Annotated in this window: 18 protein-coding genes and 1 other annotated feature; of the genes, 6 read left to right on the top strand and 12 right to left on the bottom strand. The window is 35.8% G+C overall.

All coding sequences use genetic code 11. The features are described 5' to 3' along the window. Nucleotides 1–32: 32 nt before the first annotated feature. Entirely contained in the window at nucleotides 33–980 is a 948-nt protein-coding gene (locus ACK4M9_RS05990; RefSeq protein ID WP_409848683.1) for a YiiX/YebB-like N1pC/P60 family cysteine hydrolase, read from the bottom strand. 453 nt (nucleotides 981–1,433) lie between these two features. Then, nucleotides 1,434–3,347, bottom strand: coding sequence for a beta-propeller domain-containing protein (locus tag ACK4M9_RS05985; protein ID WP_409848682.1), 1,914 nt, complete (start codon nucleotides 3,345–3,347; stop codon nucleotides 1,434–1,436). Nucleotides 3,348–3,505: 158 nt separating this feature from the next. On the opposite strand from ACK4M9_RS05985, the gene ACK4M9_RS05980 reads away from it, so the two are divergent. Further along, nucleotides 3,506–4,282 (top strand): carbon-nitrogen family hydrolase, encoded by a 777-nt coding sequence (locus tag ACK4M9_RS05980; protein ID WP_409848681.1) that lies wholly within the window; start codon nucleotides 3,506–3,508, stop codon nucleotides 4,280–4,282. Between the two features lie 121 nt (nucleotides 4,283–4,403). Here ACK4M9_RS05980 and ACK4M9_RS05975 read toward each other — a convergent pair whose 3' ends face one another. The 3 genes from ACK4M9_RS05975 to ACK4M9_RS05965 all read right to left on the bottom strand — a co-directional run bounded on the left by ACK4M9_RS05975 (nucleotide 4,404) and on the right by ACK4M9_RS05965 (nucleotide 6,487). After that, entirely contained in the window at nucleotides 4,404–4,730 is a 327-nt protein-coding gene (locus ACK4M9_RS05975; protein WP_409848680.1) for a hypothetical protein, read from the bottom strand. Nucleotides 4,731–4,861: 131 nt separating this feature from the next. After that, complete coding sequence (gene rsgA, locus ACK4M9_RS05970) at nucleotides 4,862–5,917, bottom strand: ribosome small subunit-dependent GTPase A (protein ID WP_409848679.1); 1,056 nt, start codon at nucleotides 5,915–5,917, stop codon at nucleotides 4,862–4,864. A 390-nt stretch (nucleotides 5,918–6,307) separates the two neighbouring features. Then, complete coding sequence (locus ACK4M9_RS05965) at nucleotides 6,308–6,487, bottom strand: hypothetical protein (RefSeq protein ID WP_409848678.1); 180 nt, start codon at nucleotides 6,485–6,487, stop codon at nucleotides 6,308–6,310. Nucleotides 6,488–6,571: 84 nt separating this feature from the next. On the opposite strand from ACK4M9_RS05965, the gene ACK4M9_RS05960 reads away from it, so the two are divergent. Next, on the top strand, nucleotides 6,572–7,156 hold the full coding sequence (locus ACK4M9_RS05960) for a helix-turn-helix domain-containing protein (protein ID WP_409848677.1): 585 nt from the start codon (nucleotides 6,572–6,574) through the stop codon (nucleotides 7,154–7,156). A 368-nt stretch (nucleotides 7,157–7,524) separates the two neighbouring features. Here the strand turns inward: ACK4M9_RS05960 and ACK4M9_RS05955 are convergent, their stop codons facing one another. The 4 genes from ACK4M9_RS05955 to trhA all read right to left on the bottom strand — a co-directional run bounded on the left by ACK4M9_RS05955 (nucleotide 7,525) and on the right by trhA (nucleotide 11,314). Then, nucleotides 7,525–8,094, bottom strand: a complete 570-nt coding sequence (locus ACK4M9_RS05955) for a lysophospholipid acyltransferase family protein (protein WP_409848676.1) — start codon at nucleotides 8,092–8,094, stop codon at nucleotides 7,525–7,527. A gap of 100 nt (nucleotides 8,095–8,194) precedes the next feature. Continuing rightward, nucleotides 8,195–9,634 (bottom strand): DEAD/DEAH box helicase, encoded by a 1,440-nt coding sequence (locus ACK4M9_RS05950; RefSeq protein ID WP_409848675.1) that lies wholly within the window; start codon nucleotides 9,632–9,634, stop codon nucleotides 8,195–8,197. Between the two features lie 374 nt (nucleotides 9,635–10,008). Further along, entirely contained in the window at nucleotides 10,009–10,500 is a 492-nt protein-coding gene (locus ACK4M9_RS05945) for a hypothetical protein (protein ID WP_409848674.1), read from the bottom strand. 166 nt (nucleotides 10,501–10,666) lie between these two features. Further along, nucleotides 10,667–11,314 carry a PAQR family membrane homeostasis protein TrhA gene (gene trhA / locus ACK4M9_RS05940; protein ID WP_409848673.1) on the bottom strand — a complete coding sequence of 216 codons (648 nt, stop codon included), beginning with the start codon at nucleotides 11,312–11,314 and terminating at the stop codon, nucleotides 10,667–10,669. A gap of 130 nt (nucleotides 11,315–11,444) precedes the next feature. On the opposite strand from trhA, the gene ACK4M9_RS05935 reads away from it, so the two are divergent. Continuing rightward, nucleotides 11,445–12,023, top strand: a complete 579-nt coding sequence (locus ACK4M9_RS05935; protein ID WP_409848672.1) for a DUF1836 domain-containing protein — start codon at nucleotides 11,445–11,447, stop codon at nucleotides 12,021–12,023. Between the two features lie 18 nt (nucleotides 12,024–12,041). Then, the gene (locus ACK4M9_RS05930) at nucleotides 12,042–12,524 is read left to right on the top strand and encodes a hypothetical protein (protein ID WP_409848671.1); all 483 of its coding nucleotides are present in this window, start codon (nucleotides 12,042–12,044) and stop codon (nucleotides 12,522–12,524) included. Between the two features lie 214 nt (nucleotides 12,525–12,738). Here the strand turns inward: ACK4M9_RS05930 and ACK4M9_RS05925 are convergent, their stop codons facing one another. From ACK4M9_RS05925 to ACK4M9_RS05915, 3 genes are all read right to left on the bottom strand, one after another. Beyond that, nucleotides 12,739–13,614 (bottom strand): GNAT family N-acetyltransferase, encoded by an 876-nt coding sequence (locus ACK4M9_RS05925; RefSeq protein ID WP_409848670.1) that lies wholly within the window; start codon nucleotides 13,612–13,614, stop codon nucleotides 12,739–12,741. A gap of 294 nt (nucleotides 13,615–13,908) precedes the next feature. Beyond that, nucleotides 13,909–14,058, bottom strand: coding sequence for a hypothetical protein (locus ACK4M9_RS05920; RefSeq protein WP_409848669.1), 150 nt, complete (start codon nucleotides 14,056–14,058; stop codon nucleotides 13,909–13,911). Nucleotides 14,059–14,177: 119 nt separating this feature from the next. Next, complete coding sequence (locus ACK4M9_RS05915) at nucleotides 14,178–14,651, bottom strand: DUF6232 family protein (RefSeq protein WP_409848668.1); 474 nt, start codon at nucleotides 14,649–14,651, stop codon at nucleotides 14,178–14,180. 152 nt (nucleotides 14,652–14,803) lie between these two features. Here ACK4M9_RS05915 and ACK4M9_RS05910 point away from each other — a divergent pair, with 152 nt between their 5' ends. Both ACK4M9_RS05910 and brnQ read left to right on the top strand, forming a co-directional pair. Continuing rightward, on the top strand, nucleotides 14,804–15,769 hold the full coding sequence (locus ACK4M9_RS05910) for a DMT family transporter (protein WP_409848667.1): 966 nt from the start codon (nucleotides 14,804–14,806) through the stop codon (nucleotides 15,767–15,769). 98 nt (nucleotides 15,770–15,867) lie between these two features. Beyond that, nucleotides 15,868–16,117, top strand: a binding site (T-box leader). Nucleotides 16,118–16,180: 63 nt separating this feature from the next. Beyond that, on the top strand, nucleotides 16,181–17,542 hold the full coding sequence (brnQ, locus tag ACK4M9_RS05905) for a branched-chain amino acid transport system II carrier protein (protein WP_409848666.1): 1,362 nt from the start codon (nucleotides 16,181–16,183) through the stop codon (nucleotides 17,540–17,542). Nucleotides 17,543–17,563: the final 21 nt, after the last annotated feature.

Below are 17,563 nucleotides of genomic sequence, written 5' to 3'. Positions count from 1 at the left end.
GCCTTTATTTAAAAGTGATTCTCCATTTTTTATTAGATTTTACCTGGTAGGGAAGTTCCCCAATCTTTATTCAATCGTGTATTAGCATCTATTCTAATATCATATGGAATTACTAATAAAATCCCGCTAACATGAAGGCCTCTAGCACCTCTTAAATCGTAACCTGCATTATACCACTGTCTCATCGTAAGCTTCGAACAATACCAAGCATCGCTTGAGAAAATAGTTGTTTTTAATTTGTATGGTTCCCCTACTTGATTTAAACCAAAGTTAACGGCTTTTCTTCTTTCAGTTGTTGTAGCATTTTTCCCTAATTTACTTGTAACTTTATATTGTTTAATTCCAGAAGCGCCTCTCCATAGATTGCTTCTATTCCAGTGATGAACTTTCGCACCGTTATTCGCCGTTCTTGCCGCTTCAATTACAAAATAATCAGTTGTCGACAAAACAGCCGTGTGACCAGTAAAAGATGTTTCGCCAATAGCATTTTTACTACCTATGCCGTAATATAAAATATCTCCATATCGCCATGAGGTAGAAGTCGTAGACAATGTAGAAGTCGAACTAGTATTCATTGTAGACACAGTACCTGGTCCACCAATATCATAAATCGGTTGGTTTTCAACCTTGTTTACCTCTAAGTCTAATCTATCTAAACTATTAATTAACTCTTCAAATTTGACAGAATGATAAAAGTCCTCACTATCTATAGAATTGAAGAACTCTTCAACTTCAATGTGGATATTGTTAGCTTCTTGTAAGTATTCATCTACTACTTCTTTTTTCTTTGCCTTATTTGGATAAAAAGTATTAAAATCCTGCTGCTGACTTAAGCTTAAAGAAAATGTTAAATTATTAATTTCTCTTATTTTAGAATCAATTACACTATTTTCAAAGTCGTAGTTCTGTGCACCTGCAATCACCGGACCAAATAAGAGAGAAATACTTAATAAAATTACAAACATTGATTTTAGTTTCATATAAAGTTCCTCCTCTAATCTTTCATTCAAACTTGTCAGCCCTATTTATTTATTTATTTATTTATTTATTTATTTGTTTGGTATGTATATACCTAAGTTCCACCCTTTCATAGTTATTTGTTACAAACCTAATTCTTTGGGAATAAAATCCCTATATTCCTTTTTTTACAAATTAAACTGACAATTAAATAATAATTTAGATTTAAATAGGTTAATATAGGGCTTACTATTCATTTATAGAAAATTTAAAATCTAAACAAAATTAATAAAAACGGATACATTTTTACTAGGACAAGCCATGCCCGCCTAGTTAACTGACAATTGTCCATCACCATTTGAATTCCCATATTTAATAAAAAAATAGAGTACAAATTGCATAGCAATCCGTACTCTATTTTAGTTATTAACACTATCACAGTAGTAAACTTCGTTGTTTTCATAGTGGCTTTCTTCCTATTTTGTAAAGGTCAACTGACCGATTTTCTCAAAACTATTTAAGTCATGTGCCTCAATTTTATAATTCGATATCGTGTAAATGGTTTCGTTAATATACATTAATCTCGATATATGCTTTTGGTAGTCCCAATCTTTATCGGTTGCCTTTCCACCAGCATAATGACTAATTCGCGATTTTAACTGAAAGCCATGTTCAAGATCTAGCCCAAATACGTACGCCCCCTGAAAGGTTAGCTCAGGGTACATCATCCGACCTTCCGCTTTGTTTTCATACATATCAATTGGGAAGCCAATGATATTTTTTTCCTTAGAAAAGAGCAATGCTTTGTGATTATAAAGAAGGGCAGAGTGTGTTCCACTATCTCCAATAATCTCTACAAATTTTTCCTTTGGATTATTCACATCGGTAATATCAAACAGAGCCATCTTAAAGCCACGAACCATTGCGCCGCCAAAATCATTTTCCATCGTGTCTTTCCCAAAGCCAATAATATGATTTTCATCGTAAGGATGAAGGTAATCGCTAAATCCAGGAATTTTCAACTCCCCGAGAATTGACGGTTTTGTTGGTTCTTTTAGATCTAGTACAAATAATGGATCTACTTGTTTAAAAGTAACAATGTAGCCACGGTCGCCCATAAAGCGTGCGGAGTAAATTCGTTCTCCTTTAGCTATTCCTCTAATAGAACCGACTTCTTCTAACTTGTGGTTAAGGATGAAAAGTAGGTTTTCAGAAGGGTTACTTTCATTCCACATATCACCATTTGTAGTTGCAATCCGTAAATGGCCATTATGTTCATCCATCGAAAATTGATTTAGTAACGCTCCTTCTACTTTCCCTTCTGTTATGAAAGTCGCGGCACCATTTTCTAGTTTAAATTTATAAATAAGTGTATCTTGCTTCGTACTTGGGTGAAAGATCCAGTCCGCAATTTTACCACCTGCGGTTTGGTCAAAGTGGTGATGCGTTCTTGTGATATATAAATGTTCTTTCGTTGCGTAGATGGTATTTCCAGCGCCTAAAAAGCTGTTAACGGACATTGTTTTTTTAAGATCTCCTAAATCAATTCCTGATACAATCAAGTAATTAGCCTCCGAAGACTCAGGAAAGTAGTACATTTTATCCCAATCGACTATTTGAAACTCCTCAGAAAGCGCAGTGTCTCGATAAGTTGGCTTCAAGTCGGGATCATTCATTGGCGGCTTTGGTTGATTGAACAAGTAATATGGTAAATGCTTATTAGAAACGATATATACTTGATCATTTATTTTACGAGACGAAGAATAATACCCCTCTATCTCCGACTCACGAACAAGCGTTAAATTGCTACGCTCATTTAATTGATAGACTTTTACTTGAGTAAAATCCTTATGGTAGTACCCTTTATCATCGTATGTTGAGTGCATCCCAATCAAGACTAGAAATTGCTCATCTACATACATTTCATAAGGGTAAAAATCATCCTTAAAGCTTTCCGTATAAACAACTGTCATATCATTTCCGGGATTAACCTTTGAGATCACTAATTGATTTTCTCTTAATTGATAGATGAATGTGCCATCATTCTTCACTTGATCGGCTTCATCAACACCGGCAACTTGGACGTTCGTTGAAGAGTAGTCAGAGGTTGCTTCAGAGCTCTCTGTGTCCTTATTTAAAAATCCGAATTCTGCACTTGGCGCCATTTCATCCATAGCCCTGTGCGTAAAATATTCTTGCTTTTTGTTTATTTCCTTTATAATCGACTCGAAATTTTCTAACGTACCGACAACAGGAAGTTCTTCTATGCTAGGTAATTCCCAACTATCTTTCCCTGTCGGTACTGGAGAATGAGTCGTTAGTTGTTTTGTTAAAGCTATAACGAAAATTAGCATGATTGCCAAACTAGCTATAACCAACTTTTTATTCACGGTTAGTCCCCCTCATATTTCTAGATTGCTTCTTACTTCATTAGACGAGAGTTACGAACACTAAGTTTCAATTCAAGTGAAAAGATTGTTTTTGATTGAAAAATTAGTTAGCTATCGTTAAAGTTGATTACAACGATACTATTGGGAGTTGATATGTAATGAAGGTTACCTGTCTACAAATCGATATTGATTTTGGAAACCCAAGGAAAAATAAGCAGTGCGTTGAAGAAGAAATAAGGAAGGCAATGGACTTTACGCCAGATGTTATCGTTCTTCCAGAGCTTTGGACAACAGGCTATGACTTAACCCGTCTAGATCAAATTGCCGATGTTGATGGCAACGATTCGAAACTATTTTTATCCAATCTCGCTAAAGTGTATCAAGTAAACATCATCGGTGGTTCGATTGCCAAAAAAACAGCAAGTGGGGTTACGAATACGATGTACGTTTTTAATCGTGTTGGTGAATGTGTTGCTGACTATAGCAAAGTTCATTTGTTTAAGTTAATGGATGAACATCTTTATTTACAAGCTGGCAATTCGAAAGGGCATTTCAAACTTGATGGTGTTCCAAGTTCTGGCGTTATTTGTTATGACATTCGCTTTCCCGAATGGCTGCGGGCGCATACGACCGACGGAGCTGAAATCGTCTTTGTTGTTGCCGAGTGGCCTCTAGCACGCCTAGATCATTGGCGTATGTTATTAACGAGCCGTGCCATTGAAAATCAATGCTACATCGTCGCCTGTAACCGTGCAGGTCATGATCCGAAAAACGAATTTGCGGGTCATTCAATGATTATTGACCCATGGGGCGAAATTTTGGCAGAAGCCGAAAAGCAACCAACACAACTAACAGCGTCAATCGATTTAACAAAAGTCCGCCAAGTCCGTGAACAAATTCCTATTTTTGCCGATCGGCGCCCAGAATTTTACTGATCATCTATCAAATTCAAACTTAAAAGTAATAAGGATAGAATTTATCGATTGTCGCAAAACTTTTCCCATAAAAAAACGAGGCTTCCCCAACAGTACGGGATAGCCTCGTTAGCTAATATTTTTACTCACCTAATCTTAATGTTTGTAATACAAGTCTTCCTTCCGCGGACTTCTCAAATGAAAAATAAATACGGTCACCAACTTCTACAACATCAAGATCTCCAACAACATCTGAACTAATTAAATAATACTCTTCCTTGTTATTCTGACTAATGATGACTTGGTCTCCATCTGCATAACCTTCAAAAATTCCTTCTACTTGTTCTGTTAAATGGATTTCAGTAGTCGGAGAACCCTGTACCTCTTCTTGTTCTCCTTGAGAACAGCCTACAGTTACTAAAGTCATAAAGAAAACCAACGTTAACAAAAGATAATTTACTCTCATCATCTAAACCCTCCATATATATTTTTTTTCTATTAAAGGTTTAGACGCTTGTTACATAATTACGTTACAAAAAAAAAAAAATTAAAATTAAACTGTAAACTGGTTGTAGTTCACTACCACTTTTCTTTTTAATCTCACGGTCTGTTTTTCATTCCGGAAGAAATTTTCTTCCACTTCGCTTTTTCCGCAAGCTGCGCTCGAACATCTTCTTTTCTAGCTAAATAGGCTAACTCTTTTTGCAACTTAAGGTAACTATCATATCTAGCCTGAGCCAATGCTCCATCAGCAATCGCCTTTTTCACCGCGCAACCTGGTTCTGAGCCATGGGTGCAATCTCTAAAACGACATTGGTTTTCAAGTTCATGAATATCGTGGAAGACTTGTTCTGAGGCATCATCTGACTCCCATAACTGAAGTTCTCTCATTCCTGGAGTATCGATAATAAGGCCACCATTAGGGAGCACGACTAATTCACGGTGAGTCGTCGTATGCTTACCACGGTCGTCACCTTCACGAATATCCTGTACAATTTGCTTCTCACACCCAAGGAAGTAGTTCGTTAATGTGGATTTCCCGGCTCCAGAAGACCCTAATAAGGCAACCGTTTGACCAACCCCAATGTAATGATGAAGTGGCTCAAGACCTTTATTTTCTATCGAACTAGTCACGTAAGTAGGGACACCGAAAGCGACAGCTTCAACCTCGGCAAGCTTTGTTTCAACATCATCACAAAGGTCTGCTTTCGATAACACAATAATTGGTGTCGCCCCACTTTCCCATGCCATGATCAGATATCGTTCAATTCTTCGAAGATTAAAGTCGTTATTTAAGGCATTCACTAAAAAGACTGTATTAACATTGGCAGCAACGATTTGTTCTTCTGTCGTTCTTCCGGCTATTTTTCGAGAAAATTTACTAAACCTTGGTAAGACCGCATGGATCGTAGCCTTTCCCTCTTCTGGTCTAGCACTCATAGCGACCCAATCACCGACGGCAGGAAATTCCTCTCTCCCCCTAGTTTCAAAACGAAATTTTCCAGAAACTTCGGCAAGTAGCTCACCTAGCTCAGAGAAAACACGGTACATCCGCTTATGTTCTAAGGCAATACGTCCAACAGTATATCCTTCTATCTCATATTGTTTAAAGTCTTTTGCTAATTCTTCATTCCAACCTAATTGCTTTAAATTCAATGTTATTTCCTCCAATTGGATATTGTATATTTTTGTCACATTTTACATGTGTAAAAAATAAAAGGACCTACTACTTGTAGGCCCTTTTTCCGTAACTAAAAAACCATGGCCTGATTACACAGCCCATGGTGAAGATGTACGTATCCAATAGAGAAAACGCAAATTAAAAAGCTTCACTTGAGGGCTGTGTTTTACTAACAATTAACGTATACTTCATTTTCATTGTAATCATCATACATCCCTCGCTTTCTAATAAGATAAATTAATCATAGCATTTTATGGTAATTTCAGCAAGTTTTTTCCTAAAATGATTTTCAAAAAATTAGAATTTAATCTATCTTGAATTTTTAACAACCTCCTATTCTTAACAATGTTCTTTTAATACAGACCTCACTGTTTTTCGTTATCTACTTTTTTAAATTGTATATCCTCTTTTTCTACTAATTTAATATGTCTATAAGAATTAGAACCTTCTAATTGGATTTCGATTTGTCCATTTCCATAATCATGTAACACTATATAGCTTTTATTTTCATACACGACTTTTTTGCCTCTCATAAACCGCCCCATAACTATTTCCTTTACCTATTTTTATAAAAATTTCTATTTATTCTCTTTATTTTACTCTATAATTGAGTTAAAAAGAGTGGCTAATTGCCACATTCTATTGGCTTTGAAAGGAAATTTGCTATGAGAGATTGGTTAAAGAAAATACGAAAACAAAGAGGGCTAACACAATCTACCGTCGCTGAGAAAGCGTTTATTAATCGAGCTTTTTATGCTCAAATTGAAAATGGAAGTCGTAATCCTAGCTTTGAAGTCGCTAAATATATTGCAAAAACATTAGGATTTAGTTCCTCTGCATTTTTTACAAATGAACTAAGTGAACCTTTTCAACTAGCCTTAAAAAACTCACCAATGATCATCGCTCACTGTGATTTAGAGTTAAGATATACATGGATTTTTAATCCCCACCCTGATTTCCAACTAGAAAACACTTTTGGTAAACGTGATGACGAACTTGCGATGAATCAAGGTGTTCTTGATTTAATGAATCTTAAACGTGAGGTTATAACTAAAGCAAAGAAAATTAATAGAAAAATCAGTTTCCCTTTATCTGATGGTGACTATTGCTATTATGTTTTTGGAGAACCACTTTTAAATAACAAAGCTGAAGTAATCGGAGTAGTTACAGCCTCAATGGATATAAGTGACCTTTTTAAAAATACTGAGAAATAATCTAAGGGTGGATAAATTACACTACCAATTTACCTCCTCCTAATTGCATGGATTTTTTTATATCAATTTCGCCAATAAAACCTACATGGAGGGGAACATCACGCCGCCTCCTTCTCCTTGCAAGAGTCGCTGAATTTCCTTTCACTTCGCTGTAAAACTCTAACGAATTTTAGAGGCTTGTTCAAGGAAATCCATCGATAACTGTTAAAATGTTGTTTTAGAATCATTATGAATTGTCTATAACATTAGGTTTATTTAATGCTCAAACGGTTTTTCACATGAAAAAGACACTGGTTAATCTTCTTTATCTCAAATAGGAAAAAGTCGAGGTTAAAATCTTCTGATTTCAACCTCGACTTCCTGTATGTTTACGACACTTTATTTTTCAAATCCTTAATCGCATTCGCAATCGTCTTTGCAATTTTTTCATAATCAGTTTCGTCACCAAAGTAAATGGGTTCACCGAAGATAACGCCTGCTTTAGCGAACCACTTTTTGTTCGTTGTTCCATATATATAAGTAGGTATGACTGGTGCACCACTTCTAGCAACGATAAAGCCGACACCTTTTTTCGGTTCTTGCATTTCTCCTGTTTTACTTCTCGATCCTTCGATAAAAAGTGAAAATAGCTTGCCGTCTTTTATGATCTTTAAAGAATTTTTCAATGATTTAATGTCTGCTTTTTCACGATTGATCGGAAATGCTCCCATTTCCGTAATCGTCCACGCTAATAATTTATTTTTAAATAAACTTTCTTTTGCCATAATATGGAGTTTTCGCGGTGTGTTCGTACCTACTAATAAGGAATCCCAATTCCCTTGATGGTTCATCGCGATAATCACACCACCTTCTGGAATGTTTCCCTTTCCTTTAATCGTAACCCTAAAACGAATTCTTGCGGCTAGACCAACTACAAAACGAATAAAGTGATAAACCATCTTTCATCCTCCCATAATGTCCACCTGAAATGGACATTTCTAGATTTTTGTCCATTTAGGGTGCCAGGCACCTAAGATCTGGCACCTAAATAGAACATCTCTACTTATTTGCTTTATGAACTTTTAACTGTTTGCCTTTGATTGTTGTTGTTTTCATTTCTTTAATGACCTGAGGACCTTTGCCATTTAAGATATCGACATAAGTCACGTTATCTTGAATTTCGATGATCCCAATGTCATCAGCAGTTACGCCTGGTAGGTTGGCAATTGTTCCTACGAAATCAACCGCCCGTAACTTCTTTTTCTTGCCGCCATTAAAATAGAGCTTCATAATTTCCTTATTTAATTGTTCACTCTTATCTTTTTTAATCGTTGGACGGGCTTTTACTTTCGCCAGAAACGCTGCTCTAGCTTCTGTCACTTCCTCAGGAGTTGGGACATCAATCTTTTGGATTTTAAAACCTATATAGTCTTCGATTTCTGCAAGTCGTCTTCCTTCATGCGGTGTTACAAATGTAATCGCTTTTCCTGACTTACCAGCTCGTCCCGTTCGCCCGGTACGATGGACATAGCTTTCTTTTTCTAGAGGCAGGTCATAGTTGATGACATGGGATATATTTTCAATGTCAATTCCTCTTGCAGCGACATCTGTTGCTACTAAATAAATGAACTTTCCTCTTTTAAAATCATTCATTACCGCAAAACGGTCATCCTGATACATTCCACCATGGATTTTGTCACAAGGATAATTGTATTCATTTAACCAATCAATGACATTTTCTACCTGCTCTTGGGTACGGCAAAAAATGATACAGCTCTCTGGATTTTCAACAATTGAAACATCTCTAAGGAGGGCAAACTTTTTCTCATCAGTTACTTCCATGACAAAGTGTTCAATTTTGTCTGTCGTAATTCCTGTAGCTTGAATTTCTACTTGGAGAGGATTTTTCATATATTTTACACTTAATTTCTCAACATCCTCTGGAAGTGTAGCTGAAAACAGCATTGTCACTCTTTTTTTTGGAACCTCTTTAATGATTGCCTCAACCTGATCGATAAAACCCATATTGAGCATCTCATCTGCTTCATCAATAACAAGATAGTTTACCTTGTCCAATTTGAGCGTTCCTTTTTGAATATGGTCAAGGACACGACCCGGTGTTCCTACTACAACATGAGATTTTTGCTTAAGCTCCAATTTTTGCTTATCAAACGGTGATTTACCATATACTGCAGTAGCTTTGATCCGTTTAAATCGGCCAATGTTGGTAATGTCTTGTTTGACTTGAACAGCAAGTTCTCTTGTCGGTGTTAAGATTAATGCTTGTGGCTTATTTTCTTCCCAATCGATCAATTCACAAATCGGAATTCCAAAAGATGCGGTTTTACCACTTCCTGTTTGTGATTTAACGACAAGATCTTTTTTTTGTAATGCAGCTGGAATTACTTTTTCCTGAACTTCTGTTGGTTGTTGGTAATTAAGGCTAGCGAGGGCTTTTTTGATGTCTTCATTGATTGGTAAGCTGTTAAAATTTCTCATTTATGTAACCTCTTGTTTTTCTAGATTTTTATAATAAAATTATTTCCTTGGGACATCATATTATTCGAGGGCAACAACTGCCCTCTCAACCCAATCCCATCACTTTGTTGATGTTAATATACAAGATGAGGTGGTTCGTTTGCACAGTGACAAGAAATTTCAAGAATGTTCTTAACATGAATGAAATGAGGTGTTTCTGTGGAAAGCAAAGATCGATACGGCCCCAGATTGTAAGTAAACGAAAGAATGGGTAAGGAACGAGGAGATGGCCACATTACGTTGGCCATCTCTTCTTTCATCTTAGGGAAAAAAGAATTTGAACTTGGACATGCGTAGGCACGAGCTAATTGCCTATCCTCGTGCACATGCACTTTTTAATTCTGCTTATCAAACTTCCGCTTCGGTTTAAACCCTTCTTCGAGTAAATACTGCTTTGCTTCATTATAAGATGGAAATGTTCCATCTAAAAGCTCGCCAGCATATACATTCCACATCTCATCTTCATTAATAACCGTTAACGAGTGCTTCTCTTTGTCTAACCACACTTCATCTATTGCTTGGGCTTGGTCAACCACTTCACTAACCGCGTTTGGTTTTAGTGATGCAATTGATCGCTCAATTATTGAACGTAAATCGACTTCTGAAAAATCACGGATGTTAACCATCCCTTTAGGGTCTTTTTTGGGTACCTTTAATTTCGCAGCGTACACAAACCCATTCCCATTTGGATGCAAGTGATACACCACATTCTTCTTATCACTTTCACCTTCTTCATAATGGAAATTTACACGGTTTAGCGACACATCGTGACGTTTTAATTCAGGGTAAGACTCAATAATTGCTAGTTTTTCTTCAAAAGTTAACATATTGCCTCCAAATAATCGTAATTTAATAATTCATTATATCATTAGTAGATATTAACAACAAAAGTAGATGTTAGCTCTGGATACTTTTACTGTAAAACCAGAAAAAAGTCCACTGGAGGTGGACATCTCTACGTTTTTGTCCATATTGGGTGCCTGGCACCTAATGCTAAAGAACAAACATATACACGCATAAAAAGTGGGATAAGGTCCCGAATAAGATAAATATATGGAAAATCTCATGGAAGCCCATGTATTTAAATTCTAAAAATTTTGGTTTTATTGCGTAAATAACACCGCCAATTGTATAAAAAACTCCACCAGCCACTAATAATGCTAGCCCGATAGTCGTTAAGCTTTCAGCTAATGGGGAGAAGACAAATACTGCAAGCCATCCCATTGTTATATATATCGCAGTTGAAAGCCATCTAGGGCAGTTAAACCAAACCATTTTAAAAACAATTCCAGTAACTGCAAGAAAGCTAACAACTCCAAAAAACACCCAACCTGTTAACCCATTCAAGCTAATTAAACAAAAAGGTGTGTAAGATCCTGCGATAAGGATAAAGATCATCGAATGATCTAATCGTCTCAAAAAGGCAATGACGCGATCTTTCGCAATCACCATATGATACGTTGCCGATGCAGAATAAAGTAGCACCATACTGAGCCCGAAAATAATCACTGCAGCAACCGCTAGTGCTGAACCTGTTGTTACTGAAGCTTTAATGACTAATGCTAGCAATCCAATAAATGATAATAGCGCCCCTGCTAAATGTGTTAAACCGTTCATCGGTTCACGAATATAACTTAACATTGATAAATCCCCTCACGATCACATATAGTTTTAATAACTACTTATAATCATATACCCAACTCGATAAGTAGTCAACGTTTACTTTGTCATTTTTTTTAAGTATAATAAAAAGAAAAAAGAGGTACCCTGTATGAACAATTTAAACGAAATTCTTGATCAACTTGGGTTAGAAAAGACAATCACTCTCGATGATATTCCAAACATTGATCTATACATGGATCAAGTTATTCAGTTGTTTGAAAATAAATATGGTAAAACAAAACGCAACGATAGTGAAAAAGTGATGACAAAAACGATGATCAACAATTATGCAAAAGGAAAAGTATTTTTCCCGATTCAAAACAAAAAGTATTCAAAAGAACATCTCATTTTAATTAGCATGATTTATCATTTAAAAGGAGCATTGTCGATTAATGATATTAAAACGACACTCCAAGGAATTAATGATAAAACTGTCAAAAAAGATTTTGATCTTGAAGCTTTTTATACTAGTTATCTGCAACTTTTGGAAAATAATGTAGAGAGTTTTAAACATGAAGTTACCACTAGAGAAGCAGCGGTAAAAAGCGAAGTCTCGAAATTGACTGATCAAGATCACCAATACCTCGAACAAATTTTGCTCATCGCAACATTCGTTAGTACAAGTAATCTTTATCGTAGAGTTGCTGAAAAGCTTATTGATAACTTAGAACAAGTGAAAGAACAATAGATAGGAGGAGTTCGTCGTTTGAAACAATTTGCCATTATTTCATTTGTACTTATTATTGGTTCAATTATTATTAGTTCATTTTTTTTCATTGGGGAAGATGTTGTAAAGGTAAACACAAAAGCGTTTATCGAAGAACTAATTATCAATGAGTATTCACCGTCGTTGACCGCTGCAGAAAACGAAGAAATCAAGCGGTTTTTTCAAAGTTTTAATGAGAATCAACTTCCGCACCCATTGATCGAAGGCGTAGAAATTCACGAATATGATGTTTTCACCCCCCCAACTGAAAACGAAGAATTTCTTCAATACATTTCTGTAAAAACTGATGCAGTCGAGGGCAATGTTGTTGATACTGATATTAACTTTGAATATATTTTATATAATCTAGAAACCGGAAGTCCTGAGGAAATCTATTTCGGCAAAATCATTGTCCGTTCGTATGATGCTGAGTTTGACACCAAGGAACTGATCTATGTAGGACCAATGGCTAAACAAAAATGATAAAAGTGCGCCTTCCCAAAAGGGTAGGTAATCGCTTAAAAATATTCCACAATAGGGCGACCTGGCAGCAATATGTCTATCATCTCAGTTGTAACAAGTTCTATCCTTTACAACTTGAGGTGAACATATGCAAATGAGTCACCCTGTTTCCCTCTTACTACCACAGTTAAGTCATCAACTTTATTGTATTGATGAAATTCACTTCATTAAACTTTTACATTTTTTTAGTAAAAAAACATAGATCATGTATATGTTTAAATCCAACTCTCTTATATAAATTAATTGCTTTTTGGTTACTGGAATTGACACAAAGAGTTATGGACTGAATACTGTCAATAGTAAACAGCCATTTAAGGGCAACGGTTAATAATTGACAACCAATTCCTTTCCCTCGTTCACTTTCTTTGACGGCAAAAAATTCAATACTTGCTTCTCCATAGGCAGGTTCTGATTCTACATAAACATAACCACTCACTTGATTGTTGTTTACGATTATAAAGACTTTCCTATTTTCATTTAGTCGATCAATTATTTGTTGACCAGTATAATAAGTACCAGGAAAAGTTTCCTCATGCAACTTTACCATTTCGATAAAATACTCTTCCCTTAATTCTAAAATAGGAACATCCTCTAATTCGTCTTTTCTATCTCGGCTGAATTGCAAAATGGTTTGGTCACTATGCTTAATGAATGAAAGGTTAGTAGCCAGCTGAAGCACTTTACTATTTTTACTATTTGGAAACATACAAATTGTATTTATTTCTTCTGGAAGTAATTTATACATTTTTTCACACATACTATTCACAATGTCCCATTTATTTCCCTTAACAAATGGTCCCCATATCTCAGCACTATTGTTCTCAAGGTCAGCATCAAATCCTAAAACGCCAATTAATTCTTCTTTTTCATACACAGTTACAAAGCTCTTATCATAAGTAATATCTGTTATATCATTAATTAATGAGTGAGCGATTTCAAGACTATCTTTACCACAGTAACCAATATGCGACTGTTCGATTTTGTTTAAATCTGAAATAAATTTAGCTACAACTTGAACTTCATTCTTCTTCATTAAATCTATTTTTACCATATCTTAATCTCCCATAATTATACTAACTTAACCAATGCCTAGGCACAATGCATTGCCATCGAATAGCTGGATTTTATTCCGCCATACTGAACCCCAATTTTGCAAAGGATACTTATGACTATGCTATTTTTCTTATTTCGTCAAACAGAGTTGATACTCCTTCTTAACTTACCTTTACGTACACCTTTTCACAATGTTCAGTCCTATGCGAAACATCTAGAAAAATAAATCAGTGAAGCATATACAAAAAAGGCTACCACAGTCAGTTTAGTTCTGTGGTAGCTTCCTTTAAAATTATTTTTTATTTTTTCGTTTATTGCGTTTGTTATCAACTAAATCCTGAGCGTCGTTTTCAGATGCAAATTCCGTATTTACATTGCCAACGACTAATTCGTCATTATTGTTGCGATTGTCACGATTTTTGCGATCTTTCTTTTTCGCCATTGTCATCACACCTCCATTTCAGTACTATTATTTCAATAATCTTGCTTATTAATTCAATGTAAACAGCAAGAAACACCTCTTTACCGGAGATGTTACAATTTTGGGGCAGCACTACAGAATTAAAAGAACTCTTCTCTTATATGTTGGCGATAGTTGGCATAGCGGATCGCTTGTTTAATCGCATTGTTAATTTCTCGAATATCAAGCTGTTCTTGGCGATCTTTGAGTATAATGTTTTTTTTCTTACCATTTTTAAAGGTCAATTGAAGTGCGTAATGTTCTTTTTGAGGTAACGTAATTAATAAGGCAATTAGAATAAGGATCAGTCCTGCTAAGTCAAAGTAATTTGAAGCACTAAATAGGACATTGACATCTATTACTTGTGTGAAATGCCCTGCTCTAATTTTCCCTAATAAAATACAGAAAATCCCCACGACAGCTAACGCCAAGTTCAATGTTTGGTCAGGCTTACCAATAAGAGCCTCGCCCCTCTTTAACTCATTTATTCGATATTTTCTATGATGGACTCTAATAAATTCGTCTGCTACTTTAATTTTTTTATCGTCACTTTCGTAATAAATGATTTCACTCATCTTCTCCACCGTCCAATACGTTCGTTAAAAAATTATATGAGAAGGTGGACAAACTTATGTTACATCTCCATAGAGAATTTTTTCTAGCCAATTAGTCATTAGCAACGTATGATAGAATTATCGTATTTTTTAGAAAATTAGGTGATCCAATTATGAAAGAAATCGCACTAGGTATTTTGGCTTCGATGTTTTTTTCGGTGACATTTATTTTAAATCGATCAATGGAATTGTCTGGTGGTAGCTGGTTGTGGAGTTCATCATTACGTTTTTTCTTCATGGTACCGTTCCTCTTTTTCATTGTGTTATTGCGAAAAAACATCAGGCCGTTATTTCAAGAAATGATGAAAAAACCTATCCAGTGGCTAGTATGGAGTTTTACTGGATTTGTCCTTTTTTACGGTTCTATTACTTTTGCTGCAGCATATGGTCCAGGTTGGTTAGTTGCTGGAACTTGGCAAATTACAATCGTTGCTGGAATTTTATTAGGACCTTTATTTTTTGAAGAGAACGGGGACGGAAAAGTTAGAAAGAAAATCCCTGTTCGGGCCCTTTTGATTTCTTCGTTTATTTTAATTGGTGTTGTCTTAATTCAATTTCAAAACATAGCCGGTGTAACATTAAATTCGCTGCTCATTGGGGTACTCCCGGTTCTTGTTGCTGCAATTTCATACCCATTAGGTAATCGCAAAATGATGGAGGTCTGCGGTAGCAGATTAGACACGTTTCAACGGATTTTCGGAATGACCTTGGCATGTCTTCCATTTTGGGTAATTATTGGCGGGATTGGCTATGTTCAAGTTGGCCTACCGTCAACTGATCAAGTCTTACAAGCCTTAATAGTCGCAATTAGTTCAGGCATTATCGCAACCACCCTTTTTTTCCTAGCAACGAACCGTGTTCGCGATGACCATAGTAAATTAGCTTCAGTTGAAGCAACGCAATCAACTCAAGTATTTTTTGTGATCATTGGTGAAGTGTTGCTTCTTTCAAGTCCATTACCAAACACCGTTGCGACAGCAGGGCTATCCATTATTATAGTAGGTATGCTGCTTCATAGCTATTATTCTAAAAAAGCAATTCCACCGCGTGAAAATACTCGCCTTTCGAATGTAACCTAGTTATACTGACATTTCTGAAAATTTAATCTTTTAAAAAAACACTTGCAAATTCTCATAAAAGTTATATAATCATAATTGTTATAAAATTCTGTTATAAAATAAAATCAATGACGAGAATAGTAAGAGTAACACTAAACATCAGAGAATTGACGGTTGGTGCGAGTCAATGTTTAGCTACTTCTGAAAATCATCTCCGAGATGCAAAGTTGAAACCAAGTAAGCTTTGCCGGGATTTTCCGCCGTTACATTGGAACACGTATGATTGTACGTTGATGGAGCGCCGTTTAAAATGGATTTCTATTCATTTTACGGAACTAGGGTGGTATCGCGATTAAACTCGTCCCTTTTTAGGGATGAGTTTTTATTTTTTCAGAAAAAAAACGATAGGGAAAACATTTAGGAGGAAGAACGATGAAAACGAAAGACACTTTATTTATTGGACTTATGTTATTTGCATTATTTTTTGGAGCTGGAAATTTAATATATCCGCCATTTTTAGGAATGGAAGCAGGCTCCTCATTTTGGTTAGCGATAAGTGGTTTTATTCTGACTGGAGTCGGTTTACCAATCTTAGCAATAGCTGCAATTGCTATGGTAAAGGGTGGTGCCGAAGGCTTAGCAAGTAGAGTCCATCCACTATTTAGTTTTGTGTTTATCTCAATTGTCTATCTAGCTATCGGTCCGTTATTTGCAATTCCGCGAGGGGCAACAGTCGCATATGAAATGGGGCTAAAGCCGTTTGTGCTTGGTGGTCCAATTGAGTCTATCGGCTTGCTGTTATTTTCAATCACATTTTTTGCAGTCGTATATGCCTTAAGCTTAAACCCTACAAAGATAGTTGATCGTGTTGGCCAATGGTTAACACCTGCGTTATTACTAGCAATCGTTAGCTTAGCTGTAGCAAGCTACTTTAATCTTGAAGCTTCTTCTTATGAGCCAAGTAACAAATATCTTTCTGTTCCGTTTTTTACAGGATTTCTTGAGGGCTACTTAACGATGGATACCATCGCTTCACTAGCATTTGGACTAATTGTAATTAATGCCCTCAAAGAAAAAGGAATTAGTAACCCTAAAGATTTAATGAAACATTCTATAATTGCAGGGTTAATAGCTGGTGCTGGTTTAGCTTTTGTATATGTCGCTATCGGAATGATGGGAGTGAAAATGGTCAGCTACGGTACATTCGAAAATGGTAGTGCTATTCTTTCAAATGGTGCAGAACTTCTTTTTGGTTCAAGCGGAAAATTATTACTTGGCTTTATTGTTCTTCTTGCTTGTTTAACCACATGTATTGGATTAACGATCGCTTGTAGCCAGTACGTAACAAAAAAGACGACAAAAATTGGCTACAAAACTACTGTTACGATTATCGTACTCTTTAGTTTATTTGTTTCTAATCTTGGTTTAAATCAGATTATTTCACTATCAATACCGATTCTTGTTATGGTTTATCCAATCACGATTGTTTTAGTCACATTAGCATTTTTGCATAGATTGTTCAATGGAAAACAAATGGTCTATTGCGGTGCTATCTTGTTCACTGGTTTAGTTAGTATTTTTGAAGGTTTAATCATGTATGTAAAGAAGATTAGTTATCTAGATACCCTTTTACCTTACCTAGAAAACGTATTTGCTCAATTGCTATTCTCCGATCTAGGCTTAGCATGGCTAATCCCCGCTTTCGTCGGTGGAATTTTAGGTTATTGCTTAGATTATCTCATTACAAATAGAAATAAAGTTGCGAAAGATACTAATTCAAAAAAGATAGCATAACGGACGAAAGAGGAATGAAAC

The sequence above is a fragment of the Anaerobacillus sp. genome (genome assembly GCF_046314235.1).
In the GTDB taxonomy this organism is placed as follows: Bacteria; Bacillota; Bacilli; order Bacillales; family Anaerobacillaceae; genus Anaerobacillus.
The sequence above is the reverse complement of the archived record's forward strand: the minus strand, read 5'-3'. Positions and strand labels throughout refer to the sequence as shown.

What these genes read in the sequence shown, in the direction of transcription:
- ACK4M9_RS05990 (WP_409848683.1), bottom strand. Translation starts at nt 980, where the DNA reads ATGAAACTAAAATCAATGTTTGTAATTTTATTAAGTATTTCTCTCTTA.
- ACK4M9_RS05980 (WP_409848681.1), top strand. Translation starts at nt 3,506, where the DNA reads ATGAAGGTTACCTGTCTACAAATCGATATTGATTTTGGAAACCCAAGG.
- ACK4M9_RS05975 (WP_409848680.1), bottom strand. Translation starts at nt 4,730, where the DNA reads ATGATGAGAGTAAATTATCTTTTGTTAACGTTGGTTTTCTTTATGACT.
- ACK4M9_RS05965 (WP_409848678.1), bottom strand. Translation starts at nt 6,487, where the DNA reads ATGGGGCGGTTTATGAGAGGCAAAAAAGTCGTGTATGAAAATAAAAGC.
- ACK4M9_RS05955 (WP_409848676.1), bottom strand. Translation starts at nt 8,094, where the DNA reads ATGGTTTATCACTTTATTCGTTTTGTAGTTGGTCTAGCCGCAAGAATT.
- ACK4M9_RS05950 (WP_409848675.1), bottom strand. Translation starts at nt 9,634, where the DNA reads ATGAGAAATTTTAACAGCTTACCAATCAATGAAGACATCAAAAAAGCC.
- ACK4M9_RS05945 (WP_409848674.1), bottom strand. Translation starts at nt 10,500, where the DNA reads ATGTTAACTTTTGAAGAAAAACTAGCAATTATTGAGTCTTACCCTGAA.
- trhA (WP_409848673.1), bottom strand. Translation starts at nt 11,314, where the DNA reads ATGTTAAGTTATATTCGTGAACCGATGAACGGTTTAACACATTTAGCA.
- ACK4M9_RS05935 (WP_409848672.1), top strand. Translation starts at nt 11,445, where the DNA reads ATGAACAATTTAAACGAAATTCTTGATCAACTTGGGTTAGAAAAGACA.
- ACK4M9_RS05925 (WP_409848670.1), bottom strand. Translation starts at nt 13,614, where the DNA reads ATGGTAAAAATAGATTTAATGAAGAAGAATGAAGTTCAAGTTGTAGCT.
- ACK4M9_RS05920 (WP_409848669.1), bottom strand. Translation starts at nt 14,058, where the DNA reads ATGGCGAAAAAGAAAGATCGCAAAAATCGTGACAATCGCAACAATAAT.
- ACK4M9_RS05915 (WP_409848668.1), bottom strand. Translation starts at nt 14,651, where the DNA reads ATGAGTGAAATCATTTATTACGAAAGTGACGATAAAAAAATTAAAGTA.
- ACK4M9_RS05910 (WP_409848667.1), top strand. Translation starts at nt 14,804, where the DNA reads ATGAAAGAAATCGCACTAGGTATTTTGGCTTCGATGTTTTTTTCGGTG.
- brnQ (WP_409848666.1), top strand. Translation starts at nt 16,181, where the DNA reads ATGAAAACGAAAGACACTTTATTTATTGGACTTATGTTATTTGCATTA.